Annotated in this window: 10 protein-coding genes; 6 read left to right on the top strand and 4 right to left on the bottom strand. The window is 37.8% G+C overall.

The genetic code is table 11. The annotated features are described in order from the left end of the window. Positions 1-12 precede the first annotated feature (12 nt). Both KIM67_RS06595 and KIM67_RS06590 read left to right on the top strand, forming a co-directional pair. A complete protein-coding gene (locus tag KIM67_RS06595) occupies positions 13-1,053 on the top strand; it encodes a PLP-dependent cysteine synthase family protein (RefSeq protein WP_213830556.1) in 1,041 nt (346 codons plus the stop codon). Positions 1,054-1,180: 127 nt separating this feature from the next. Beyond that, on the top strand, positions 1,181-2,440 hold the full coding sequence (locus KIM67_RS06590; protein WP_213830555.1) for an aminotransferase class I/II-fold pyridoxal phosphate-dependent enzyme: 1,260 nt from the start codon (positions 1,181-1,183) through the stop codon (positions 2,438-2,440). A gap of 47 nt (positions 2,441-2,487) precedes the next feature. On the opposite strand, the gene KIM67_RS06585 is transcribed toward KIM67_RS06590, so the two are convergent. From KIM67_RS06585 to KIM67_RS06570, 4 genes are all read right to left on the bottom strand, one after another. After that, positions 2,488-3,438: an alpha/beta hydrolase gene (locus KIM67_RS06585; RefSeq protein WP_213830554.1), complete on the bottom strand. Its 951-nt coding sequence runs from the start codon at positions 3,436-3,438 to the stop codon at positions 2,488-2,490. Positions 3,439-3,449: 11 nt separating this feature from the next. Further along, positions 3,450-4,283 carry an alpha/beta fold hydrolase gene (locus tag KIM67_RS06580; RefSeq protein WP_213830553.1) on the bottom strand — a complete coding sequence of 278 codons (834 nt, stop codon included), beginning with the start codon at positions 4,281-4,283 and terminating at the stop codon, positions 3,450-3,452. 65 nt (positions 4,284-4,348) lie between these two features. Then, complete coding sequence (locus KIM67_RS06575; RefSeq protein ID WP_213830552.1) at positions 4,349-5,467, bottom strand: GTP cyclohydrolase; 1,119 nt, start codon at positions 5,465-5,467, stop codon at positions 4,349-4,351. 76 nt (positions 5,468-5,543) lie between these two features. Next, entirely contained in the window at positions 5,544-6,536 is a 993-nt protein-coding gene (locus KIM67_RS06570; protein ID WP_213830551.1) for a transporter, read from the bottom strand. Positions 6,537-6,621: 85 nt separating this feature from the next. Between KIM67_RS06570 and KIM67_RS06565 the strand changes: the two genes are divergently transcribed. Genes KIM67_RS06565 through KIM67_RS06550 form a run of 4 tightly spaced genes read left to right on the top strand, consistent with a single transcriptional unit; the run spans position 6,622 to position 12,070 of the window. Beyond that, positions 6,622-6,882 carry a DUF4834 family protein gene (locus tag KIM67_RS06565; RefSeq protein WP_213830550.1) on the top strand — a complete coding sequence of 87 codons (261 nt, stop codon included), beginning with the start codon at positions 6,622-6,624 and terminating at the stop codon, positions 6,880-6,882. Positions 6,883-6,906: 24 nt separating this feature from the next. Continuing rightward, positions 6,907-9,342 carry a YfhO family protein gene (locus KIM67_RS06560; protein ID WP_213830549.1) on the top strand — a complete coding sequence of 812 codons (2,436 nt, stop codon included), beginning with the start codon at positions 6,907-6,909 and terminating at the stop codon, positions 9,340-9,342. Beyond that, complete coding sequence (locus tag KIM67_RS06555) at positions 9,342-10,625, top strand: glycosyltransferase (RefSeq protein WP_213830548.1); 1,284 nt, start codon at positions 9,342-9,344, stop codon at positions 10,623-10,625. Before KIM67_RS06560 ends, KIM67_RS06555 begins: the two co-directional genes overlap by 1 nt. Then, positions 10,610-12,070 carry a polysaccharide biosynthesis C-terminal domain-containing protein gene (locus KIM67_RS06550; RefSeq protein ID WP_213830547.1) on the top strand — a complete coding sequence of 487 codons (1,461 nt, stop codon included), beginning with the start codon at positions 10,610-10,612 and terminating at the stop codon, positions 12,068-12,070. The genes KIM67_RS06555 and KIM67_RS06550 overlap by 16 nt, the downstream gene beginning before the upstream one ends. The last annotated feature ends 44 nt before the right edge of the window (positions 12,071-12,114 follow it).

Genomic DNA, 12,114 nt, shown 5'->3' with positions numbered 1-12,114 from the left:
CTAATACCAGTTATGGAGAAACAGATAAATGCGCACAGCAATATTCTAGAATTAATTGGAAATACCCCCTTAGTTAAGCTCAATAAAATTACAGCATCTCTTACCGGAAATTTCTATGCTAAGTTAGAGGCCTTTAATCCAGGTCATTCTGCAAAGGATAGGATTGCTGCATACATTATTGAGGAAGCAGAACGCAAGGGTATTCTTAAACCGGATAGTACCATAATTGAGACAACATCTGGCAATACAGGTTTCAGTTTGGCGATGGTAAGTATAGTGAAAGGGTATAAATGTATTTTGGCCGTTAGCTCAAAATCATCCCCAGACAAAATAGATATGCTTCGCTCCATGGGAGCAAAGGTCTATGTCTGTCCTGCCCATGTTAGTGCAGATGATCCAAGATCTTATTACGAGGTTGCCAAACGCCTCCACAATGAAACCGCCAATTCCATCTATATCAATCAGTACTTTAACACGTTGAATATAGAGGCCCATTATAAAACGACCGGTCCGGAAATCTGGAATCAAACCAATGGAAACATAACCCATTTAGTGGCATGTAGTGGCACTGGTGGTACTATTTCCGGTATTGCTCAATATTTGAAGGAACAAAACCCTAACGTAAAAGTTTTAGGTGTAGATGCCTATGGTTCAGTACTTAAAAAGTATCATGAAACTGGAGAATTTGACCATAACGAAGTGTATCCCTATAGAATTGAGGGGTTGGGTAAAAACTTAATCCCAACAGCCACAGATTTTGAGGCTATTGACCGTTATGTAAAGGTTACTGATGGTGAAAGTGCCCATATGGCCAGAAAGATAGCCCAGACCGAGGGCATGTTTGTTGGCTATACGAGCGGAGCCGCTATGCAGGCTTTGTACCAATTGAATACGGAAGGTGAGTTTTCAAAGGACAGCAATGTAGTAGTAATTTTCCCAGATCACGGTTCAAGATATATGAGCAAAGTATTTAGTAATGAATGGATGGAAAACCAAGGCTTTTTTGATATTCAAAACACCGATGTTCCTGAAAAAATAGAATATATCGAGTAAGGACTTGCTCAGTTTTCAAAAAAAAGTCAACGACAATGGATTCCATTGTCGTTTTTTTATATCTTCAATTCATTATGTGAGATTAGTAAAAAGCTATATTTTTGCAGTTGAATTAATTTTAGGGTAGATGAGAGATTTATTTGACAGAATTATCGAGAATAAAGGTCCTTTAGGAAAATGGGCATCACAAGCGGAAGGTTATTTTGTTTTCCCAAAATTGGAAGGCCCTATCTCCAATAGAATGAAATTTCAAGGAAAGGAAGTTATCACCTGGAGTGTAAATGACTATCTAGGGCTTGCAAATCTACCCGAAATAAAAAAAGTTGATGGAGACGCTGCCTATGAACATGGTTCCGCATACCCAATGGGAGCACGTATGATGAGCGGGCACACGGATTATCACGAGCAATTGGAGCAAGAACTCGCCGCTTTTGTACATAAAGAGTCGGCGTACTTATTGAATTTTGGCTACCAGGGCATAATGTCAGCCATTGACGCGCTGGTTTCCAAAGATGATATTATTGTTTACGATGTGGATTCCCATGCTTGTATCATAGACGGTGTTCGTCTTCATATGGGCAAACGCTTCACATTTAAGCACAATGACGTTGAAAGCCTTGAAAAGAACCTAGAGCGTGCCACAAAAATGGCAGAACAAACCGGAGGTGGAATTCTTGTAATTTCCGAAGGTGTTTTTGGAATGCGTGGCGAGCAAGGAATATTGAGAGAGATTGTTGCGCTAAAGCAGAAGTACAAATTTAGGTTGTTGGTAGACGATGCCCATGGTTTTGGAACACTTGGTAAAACAGGTGCTGGAGCAGGAGAGGAGCAAGGCATTCAAGACGATATTGATGTATATTTTGCCACTTTTGCTAAATCAATGGCGAGTATCGGTGCTTTTTTAGCTGCCGATAAAGAAATTATAGATTATTTAAAATACAATTTAAGGTCTCAAATGTTCGCTAAATCATTGCCAATGATTTATGTAAAGGGAGCATTGAAGCGTTTGGATATGTTACGTACCATGCCAGAGCTTAAAGCCAAACTTTGGGAAAATGTAGATGCATTGCAAAACGGTTTAAAAGAACGTGGTTTTGATATTGGCACTACATCAAGTTGTGTAACTCCCGTATACCTAAACGGTAGTATTCCAGAGGCCATGGCCTTGGTAAAAGACCTGAGAGAGAATTATGGAATCTTTTGTTCTATAGTGGTTTATCCTGTTATACCTAAAGGATTGATTCTACTTAGAATGATTCCTACCGCTACGCATACCATGCAAGATATTCTTGAAACTTTGGATGCATTTTCTGCCATTAGGGAGCGTCTACAAAACGGTACCTATAAAAGATTATCTGCTGCTGTAGCTGCAGCTATGGGGGAATAATTTTTTGCTCAACGCTCAACGCTCAACGCTATTCTCATTCAAAAAATTTAATGATTGTCGGCCTTTATAAATTCCACTATTTCAGGAATCAAATCTTTATGTAGCGGTAGTTTTGGGTCAATATAGGTTGCAAAGACTTCTTCTCTATCGGGTTTTACCGTTTTTAGCACGTGGTCCATATCCACTATGATAATTTTTTTTGATTCTTTTTTAGCATCTGCCAACGCATCGGCATCTTCTACATTTACTTGAATATCGGTTGTGCCTTGAATGATTAACGTTGGACAGTCTAATTTAGAAATTTCAATTGCAGGATCGTATTTGAACCAAGAAATTAAATAAGGTTGAACGCTTTTTCTGAATAATTGAATTAACGTTTGGGGTACATTTTCCTCGATTTCGCCTTGTTCTAGTTTTTTGATTATTGATGAAGCTTGATTTATTATGGAATCTGGTTGTGCTGCCTTTAATTGTTTCATAATGATTTCTCCTGCAGGGAATCCTGCCCCGGCCAAGGAAATATATTTGTCCACATTGCCCTTTTGAGCAGCAACCATGCCTATCAATGATCCTTCGCTATGCCCTAGGACTATGAGATTTTTAAATCTTTTATCCTTTTTCAATAAACTGCCCCAGGCTTTTACATCATCTATATAATGCTCAAACCGAAGAAGTGACTCTTCTGTTCCAGCTTCTTTGCTTTCCCCGATACCCCTTTTATCAAAACGTAATGATGCAATTCCATTTTCATGTAGACCTTCAGCCAGCATTTTTAAGGAATTATTGGAGAACATGGGAAAGTTTCCGTTCCTGTCCGTAGGCCCTGACCCTGCAATGATCAACACAACAGGAATCTTATCTGATGATTCAGGAATCAATAATGTTCCTTCTATTGCTCCTGTTTCCGTTGTCAATGTAATAGATTCTTCGACGAATTGGCCGATTCCAGTATTTGTAAAAATAAAAGCTGCTAATAGGGTTAGAATGCTAATTTTCATAGTTGATAAATTTAATGATTCGCTTTGTCTACAAATGCAAGGGTTTCGGTTATTGGCTCGATGCTATCTGCGCCTACCCAAAGTAAGTGTCCCCATTTATTGTCGTAGAGTCTTAAATATGAGTTGGTTATACTTTTTTTGGCATGATAGGCCATTTCTATAGAAACTGTCTTATCGTTTTTACTATGCACTATTCGGGTAGGACACGTAATTTTTGAGAGCGTTTTACTAGCTATATCTTGTTCTAAATCATTTACAAACCCATGACCAGAACTTTGGTTGAAAGCGATCTCTTTTATAGTTTCTACTTCTTTATGGTCAAAATTAACAGCTTTAACGGTCGAAAGCTCTTTGAACAATGTTTTGGTCATTGTTAAGGGCATCAGTCTAAAAAACACCCTGAACATGCCCCAGCTCAATTTCTCCATGGTAGGGGAAAATAACAACTTTCCCTTTTTGTACAATGCATCAGATGGTTGTAGCCATTTTTGGGTTACGGCGGATAATAAAATCAATTTCTCCACACGGTCTTTATAATTTGCAGCCAACTCAAGCGCTGTTAAGCCCCCCGCGGATATACCGATGACGACAACTTTTTCTATCCCAATTTTGTCCAATAATGAAACAATAAGACTTGCAGCTTCTTTGGGTGATTCAAAAGTTGACAATGGTGTTTTTCCGTACCCTGGCCTTGAGGGATTAAGTAATCTAAATTTCGTTTGATCGAAACCTTTGTGCCAGAGGGTTTCATTACAATTGCCGTGTCCCCCGTGCAAAAAGAGAATTGGCTCCCCTGTACCTAAATCGCTATATTCAATGGTGCCGATTTTTGTTTTAACTATCATTTTAAATCATCGAAATGGGTATGGACGAGGTAATAGGACGCAAGCTTTGTGCTTTTATTTAAAGTTTAAAGTTCCTTTTTGTAGGTTCTCCTTCGCTTGTGGGTCACGGGGTCAAAATGCTTCCACATTTGTCGGATAGCTGTATTTTCCTCCAGTTCTGGGGTTCGGATACAATTGATAATTCCCTTCTCTTTGAATGTTTTGTGATATTCATTGAAGATAATTGCCGTAACTCCTTTATTTTGATAGTCAGGGTGTATGCCTATAAGATAGAAAATAACGTCTTTACTTTGTTTTCTGGCCTTTAAGAGATGAAAAATCCCAGTTGGAAACAATCTGCCATTAGCTTTTTGCAGTGCTTTGGAGAATGACGGCATCACTATGGCAAAGGCTACCAATTCATTTTGTGCATCCACTACGAACTTAATGTATTCGGGATTGATGAAACTTATGTATTTCTTCTTAAAATATTCCTTCTGTACATCGGTAATCTTCACAAAGGATGAGAGGCGGGCATAGCTTTCATTGAACAAATCGAACATTTTGTCCACCCATGGCATAATTTCCTTACTATTATTAAAATTTAACTCCCTAAGGCCGTATCGTTTCTTTATCAATAAATTGGCCTTTGCGAATAGTTTGGGATCCGCATTGGATGCTAAAAACTTATTTTCGAGATATCCTTTTTCCTTCACAAAGCCATGCTTTTCGTAATGGGATTGATAATAAGGATGATTGTACCAGGTTATCATGGTACCGACATGGTCAAACCCTTCAACAAGTACCCCAACTTTGTCCATATTGGAAAAACCCACAGGACCTTCCAAATAATCTAGTTGATGGCCCTTTCCAATTTCGGCAACTTTATCCAACAAAGCCTTGGACACCTCTAAATCGTCCACAAAATCGAACCAGCCGAACCTCATTTTTTTGAGGTTTTGCTCTTTCACTTCCAACCAGTTGACGATAGCAGCGACCCGACCAACAATTTTTCCATCTTTGTAAGCCAAAAAAAACTTGGCCTCAGCGCTTTTAAAAACAGGGTTTTTATCAGAATCAAAGGATTCCAATTCATCCTTGATAATGGGGGGCACCCAATAAGGGGAGTCTTTGTAGAGTGAAAAGGGAAACTTTACAAAACGTTTTAAATCAACTTTGGATCGGGCTTCTTTTATAGTGATCATACATCAACTTTTGTAAGATCAATATTAGGAATATCTGTTCAGAAGAAAAATAGAAACTGTCAAAATTTAGCGGACGCTAAAAGTCTACATCGTCTTTGTCCTTTTTGTCTTTTTTCTTCTTTTTCTTCCTTTTTTTCTTTTGCGCATTTTTTGGAATACTTCCATTTTCGCCTGCTTTCTGATCTTGAATGGCAACTAGTTTATCCTTATGGAAATCCAATCGATAGGAAGCGCCCAACACGGCAAAAATTCGAGAAGGGGAATTTTTAAATCCAGACCCTAAATGAAAGTCGGCCTGAAAGTTTGGACTAAAAAGATGCGCTACACCGGTACGCAATAACAAATCTGAATATCTGTCACTGCTTATACCTTGATTTTCTATAAAAACGCTCCATTTTGGGTCTCTAAAGGAATGTGTCAGCGAAACCGCGTAGCCCCATTCTGGAAAATCCGTGCCAATTCTATCGTATGAAATGTTGGAAATCAAAACAAGTCGAGGGGATAATCTACTTTGAGTGGCAACTGCTACTCTAGGCGATGCGACAGGATCAGTAGGGTAAAATGGATTTTCCCCAAGATTAAGTGTGGCTCCAGCATAGATAGAAACCGCAGGAATCAGATTTTTCCATTGAAACTTATGATTGGCGCGCCAACTATAAAGATTAGGCTTATTGTTCTCAGGATTTTTAAAGGGGTCAAAAACCAAATATTTCAAACCAATTCTATTTTGGGTAAAATCGGTTCTTGTTTCTTCGGTATTTAAATCGGTAAACAAAATGTTCTGGTTGATAAAAGTACCTTCCCATTTAATTTCCAATGGTTCAAAGAGTAACCCATATCTGAACGAAAAATCAGTACCAAAAATATTTGAATCAGAATTAAGGTCAATGTTGTCCTGTTGTTCGTATACCACGCCTATTTCCGCCTGTATCACATTTTTACCCACGGCATACGCACTCACTGCTCTACCCGGTCTATTGGAATTTATGACATCCGTATACTGTGCATTTAGGAATAGGGGGGTAACTAGGGCTATTACAAGTGTTTTTTTAATATGTTGGAAATCCATATAACTTATTTTAATACTTTTTTAAGATACTTTAAGGACTTTTAAAGGACTAACAATGTAATTTTGATGCAATAGCTCTTATTATATGGTTTTATTACAAACGATTTTAATAGTTGTATTAGTATACTATACATTTAAATTACTGGCAAAATGGTTGGCTCCCAAATTGTTCAGCTATGCTGTAAAGAAAACACAGGAACGCTTTGGGCAACAGTTTGGCAATTATCAGGATTTTGGTAATACACCTAATAAAAACAGTGAAACAAAAATTTCTAAAAAGCCATTCAGAAAATCCAATCCTTCAAAAAAAGTTGGAGAATATATAGATTTTGAAGAAATTGACTAATATTTGTCTTTTCAAAATCAATCCATGAATCTTTCTCCAAAAGCCATTATCACCCATATTTGTGTAGTAGCTTTCTTTATTGTTGCCTCTCTTATCTACTTTTACCCTGTACTCCAGGGCAAAGCGATTTTCCAATCGGACATTGCCCAGTATAAAGGTATGGCCAAAGAGCGAAATGACTTTAAGGAATTGACGGATGATGAATCTTATTGGACCAATAGTGCTTTTGGGGGCATGCCCACATACCAGTTAGGTGCAAACTATCCGCATGATTACATAAAAAAGCTGGATAGACTCGTACGTTTTTTACCCAGGCCCGCAGATTATCTTTTTCTGTATTTGGTTGGGTTTTATATCTTAATGCTCTGTATGAAGGTCGAGTACCGACTCGCCATTTTAGGTGCGCTTGCCTTTGGCTTTTCAACCTATCTTATTATCATTCTTGGTGTGGGTCATAATGCGAAGGCTCATGCTTTGGGGTACATCCCCATGGTTTTGGGCGGTATTATCCTCGTTTTTCGAAAAAAGTATGTTCTGGGCTTTATACTAACTGCCTTGGCGATGGCATTGGAAATAAGTGCCAATCACTATCAAATGACCTATTATTTTATGTTTTTGGTCTTGGTCTTAGGATTGGTATACTTGATTTATGCAATTAAAGAAAAGAAGTTAAAACATTATTTTGTTTCTGTTGGGATTTTGGTTGCCGCTGTGGCATTATCTATTGCTACCAATGCAACAGGGCTTATTGCCACCAAAGAATATGCAGATTGGAGTACACGAGGTAAATCTGAATTGACCATTAATCCCGATGGTAGTGCCAAAACATCCCAAGCTGGTCTAGATAAAGAATACATTACAGAATATAGTTACGGTATTGCAGAATCGTTGAATTTGTTCGTCCCCAGATTGTTTGGTGGTTCTGGTGGTGAAGATTTGGAAAAGGATTCTAAAGCTTATGAGTACTTGATAGATCAAGGACTTTCACCTTCAAAGGCATTGGAGTTTTCTAGCGGGATTCCATTATATTGGGGAAATCAACCCATAGTCGCAGCACCTGCTTATGTTGGTGCCATAGTTTTCTTTTTGTTTATTCTTGGTTTGTTTTTGGTGAAAGGAAAGAAGAAATGGTGGATATTGATTGGAGCTATTATGGCCCTACTGCTGTCTTGGGGTAAAAATTTCCCGGTTTTGACCAACTTTATGATCGATTATTTTCCGCTCTATAACAAGTTCCGGGCAGTATCGTCCATTCAAGTGGTTTTGGAACTTTGTTTCCCAATATTGGCAATCTTAGGAATACGGGAGCTGTTTAAGTCGAAAATAGAGACAGCCAAAAAACTTACAGCACTAAAATTAAGTTTTTTCATCACTCTTGGCTTGGGAATCTTGATTTTTTTATTGAAAGGTTTCTTTGATTTTGAAGGATTACGGGATGAAACTTATAGGGGATATTTTGGTGATGAGTTAATGAAGATGATTCAACGTGATCGTGAAGCAGTATACATCAATGATACGATTCGTTCATTACTGTTTGTGATTTTGACGGCAGTAGCATTATGGTTTTTAATAAAGGAAAAAATAGGAAAGAATTTAGCGGTACTTGTTCTTGGCGCTTTGATATTGTTCGATTTGATAGGAGTGAATCTACGATATGTCAACGAAGGTGATTTTGTACGTCAACGTAATGTAAATACACCCTTCCAAGCCAGTCAGCTGGACAAATTGATTCAGCAGGATACATCGATATTTAGAGTTTTTGATCCGCAGGAAGGTTTAAACGGGGCAAGAACTTCCTATTTCCATAAATCGATTGGTGGGTACCATGCCGCAAAGCCACGACAGTTACAAGATTTGTTCGAGCATCATTTGTACCAGAACAATGTAGAGGTTTTGAATATGTTGAATGTAAAATATATCATTCAACAGGATGAGGAGGGCAACAGTTTTCCAGCGATAAATGACAACGCCAACGGAAATGCTTGGTTTGTGGAACGTTTGATTCCAGTAAAATCCGCCAACGAGGAAATTCAGGGACTTGAAGGTTTTGATTCAAAATTGCAAGCTGTCGTTAATACAAATTCATATCCAACCTTAACCAAGCTCAGTTATGGTGTGGATTCTTTGGCTACTATTGATTTAATCGACCATCGGCCCAATGCCATAAAATATAAAACCAATAATACGAACGATGGTTTTGCTGTTTTTTCAGAGATGCATTATCCAAACGGATGGGAAGTTTATATTGATGGGAATTTGAAGGAGCACTACAAAGTAAACTATGCATTAAGGGGTCTTAAAGTGCCAGCAGGAAAACATGAAATTGAATTCAAGTTTGCTCCTGAGGTTGTTAAGACTGGGAGTAAGATTTCCTTGGCCAGTTGTATATTTCTCGGACTTATTATAGTTGGTGGTATTGGATTTTCGTTTCGTTCTAAAAAATCAAAAACCAAGACTTGATGCGTAAAGTTTTGGTCATAGCATACTATTGGCCTCCTGCTGGTGGGCCAGGAGTGCAACGATGGCTAAAATTTGTAAAGTACTTGAGGGATTTCGATATTGAACCCATTGTTTATGTTCCCGAGAATCCCAGTTACCCCATTATTGATGAGAATTTAGTCAATGAAATTCCGGAAGGCATACAACTTTTAAAACAACCAATTAGCGAACCTTATGCTTGGGCTTCGTTGTTGTCCAAACGTAAAACAAAGATTATCAGTTCTGGAATCATTTCAGAAAAAAAACCATCCTTTATAGAGAAAACGCTTTTATGGATTCGTGGAAATCTTTTTATTCCAGATGCTCGGGTGCTTTGGGTAAAACCATCCATAAAATATGTGTTGAATGTCTTGGAAGAACAACAAATAGACACCATAATTACAACAGGACCACCACATAGTATGCATTTAATAGGACTAGGGTTAAAAAAACAGGCCCAAATTAAATGGATTGCCGATTTTAGAGATCCATGGACATCCATTGGGTACCATGACAAATTAAGATTGTCCAGATCATCCCAAAAAAAGCATAAAGATTTGGAAAGTACAGTTCTAAACACTGCGGATAAGATTATAGTCACCAGTGCTACGACCAAGAAAGAGTTTGAGGAAATTACTGATAAATCCATTAAAGTCATCACGAATGGATTTGATGATGAACTCAATGAGACCGAATTGGATGCTGATTTTACAATCTCACATATTGGCTCTTTGCTTACCGGAAGGAATCCAATCGTACTTTGGAAGGTTCTTAAAAGTTTGGTGGATAAAAACCATTCTTTTCAAAAGAAATTAAAGATTCAACTAGTTGGTGTAGTAGGGGAAGAGGTGATGGAATCTATTAACGAATATGGATTAAGCCCTTATGTGGAGCAACTGGGGTACCTTTCCCATGAAAAGGTATTGAAAGTTCAACAAAAATCGCAAGTACTGCTATTATTGGAAATCGATTCAGAAGAAACCAAAGGTATCATTCCAGGAAAATTGTTTGAGTATCTGAATGCGCAACGTCCCATACTGGCCATTGGCCCCAAAGGTTGGGAAGCTGGTCGAATTATTGAAGGCATCAACGCAGGTACGGTTTTTCTGCAACAAAACGAAGCTAGTATAAAAAATGTACTTTTAAAATGGTTCTCCGAATTTGAAAATGGAGAACTAAAGACAAATTCTAGTAAGATTGAGCAGTATCACAGAAGAGAATTAACCAAAGTATTGGCAAATTATATCCAATGGGAATCGTTTTAAAACAATCTTTAAAAAACATAACCATTACCTATTTGGGCTTTGCTTTTGGAGCTGTCAATACGCTTTTTCTCTACACCCAGATTTTACCTGATGAGTACTATGGCCTTGTAACTTTCATCCTGGCGTCAGGGGCAATTTTAATGCCGTTCATGGCCTTTGGTGTGCAAAACACAATGGTCAAGTTTTACAGTAACTATCAAGATACCGAAAAAGATGGGTTTTTAACCCTGATGCTCCTGACTCCCTTATTGGGAATTATACCATTAGCCTTGATAGTCTTTATCTTTGATGATGCTTTAGGAAATCTGGTTTCAAAAGTTAATCCCATTGTCAAGGATTATATCTGGTATGTATTTTTGGTAGGGCTGTCCATGGGGTACTTTGAAGTGTTCTATGCCTGGTGCAAAGTGCATCTTAAATCTGTTTTCGGAAATTTTATGAAAGAGGTTTTTGGTCGAGTAGGCGTTTCTATATTATTGGTACTGCTTTATTATGAAGTCATTTCGTTGGAAATCTTCTTTAAACTTCTTGTTGGCCTATATCTCTTGCGTACCGCTATCATTAAAATTTATGCGTTCAGTATCCGCAGGCTTAAACTGGATTTCAATTTTCCGTCCAATACGAAAGAAATAGTATTGTATACTTTTTTGATTATTCTAGGTGGCTCCGCCGCACTGATTTTAGTGGAAATAGATAAGGTTATGCTCAATCAATTCATCAAAATTGAAAATGTGGCCTACTATGGAGTGGCTGCATATATTGCTACTGTTATTATTGTTCCTTCTAGGGCAATGCATCAAATTACATATCCCTTAACGGCAGAGTTGCTTAATTCTGGCAATCACTTTGCGCTGGAAACCTTGTACAAGAAAACATCGCTGACCTTGTTCATAGCATCCGGTATTCTTTTTGTATTGATTATACTGAATTTAAACGACCTGTATCTACTCTTGCCCGAAGCTTATAGAAACGGATTCTACATTGTATGTTTAATTGGACTTGCAAGGGTATTTGATTCTCTGTTGGGAAACAATAATTCTATTTTATACAATTCAAAATACTATAGAACAGTTTTGATATTTGGCGTCTGTCTTGCATTATTGACCATTGTACTGAATTATTTCTTAATTCCTGTACTTGGTCTTGAAGGTGCAGCTTTGGCCAGTTTTATTTCAATATTCATTTTTGATTTGGTAAAGCTGGTTTTCGTAAAAGTAAAATTTGGTTTCTTACCATTTACGCATGCTACTTTCAAGATTTTTGTTACGCTTATTTTTTTAGCTATTCTCTTTTATGCGATTCAGTTTCCATTTCATCCTGTAGTTAATATCATTATAAAATCGCTTTTAATCGTAGTGACGTATTTGGGTATTTTGTTTCGTTTTCAAATCTCCGAGGATGTATCCGGTATTCTTTCCAAATGGTTGAGAAGGAGGGAAGAGTAGTCATCTCCTAAAGAAAAACCCCGTAGCGGATAAATCCAACTACG

Source organism: Flagellimonas sp. 389, from assembly GCF_018449435.1.
GTDB lineage: Bacteria > Bacteroidota > Bacteroidia > Flavobacteriales > Flavobacteriaceae > Flagellimonas.
This window is presented reverse-complemented; position numbering and strand designations above follow the sequence as displayed.

Bases quoted from the DNA above. Each gene is read 5' to 3' on its own strand.
- KIM67_RS06595 (WP_213830556.1), top strand. From the start codon at position 13: ATGGAGAAACAGATAAATGCGCACAGCAATATTCTAGAATTAATTGGA.
- KIM67_RS06590 (WP_213830555.1), top strand. From the start codon at position 1,181: ATGAGAGATTTATTTGACAGAATTATCGAGAATAAAGGTCCTTTAGGA.
- KIM67_RS06585 (WP_213830554.1), bottom strand. From the start codon at position 3,438: ATGAAAATTAGCATTCTAACCCTATTAGCAGCTTTTATTTTTACAAAT.
- KIM67_RS06580 (WP_213830553.1), bottom strand. From the start codon at position 4,283: ATGATAGTTAAAACAAAAATCGGCACCATTGAATATAGCGATTTAGGT.
- KIM67_RS06575 (WP_213830552.1), bottom strand. From the start codon at position 5,467: ATGATCACTATAAAAGAAGCCCGATCCAAAGTTGATTTAAAACGTTTT.
- KIM67_RS06570 (WP_213830551.1), bottom strand. From the start codon at position 6,536: ATGGATTTCCAACATATTAAAAAAACACTTGTAATAGCCCTAGTTACC.
- KIM67_RS06565 (WP_213830550.1), top strand. From the start codon at position 6,622: ATGGTTTTATTACAAACGATTTTAATAGTTGTATTAGTATACTATACA.
- KIM67_RS06560 (WP_213830549.1), top strand. From the start codon at position 6,907: ATGAATCTTTCTCCAAAAGCCATTATCACCCATATTTGTGTAGTAGCT.
- KIM67_RS06555 (WP_213830548.1), top strand. From the start codon at position 9,342: ATGCGTAAAGTTTTGGTCATAGCATACTATTGGCCTCCTGCTGGTGGG.
- KIM67_RS06550 (WP_213830547.1), top strand. From the start codon at position 10,610: ATGGGAATCGTTTTAAAACAATCTTTAAAAAACATAACCATTACCTAT.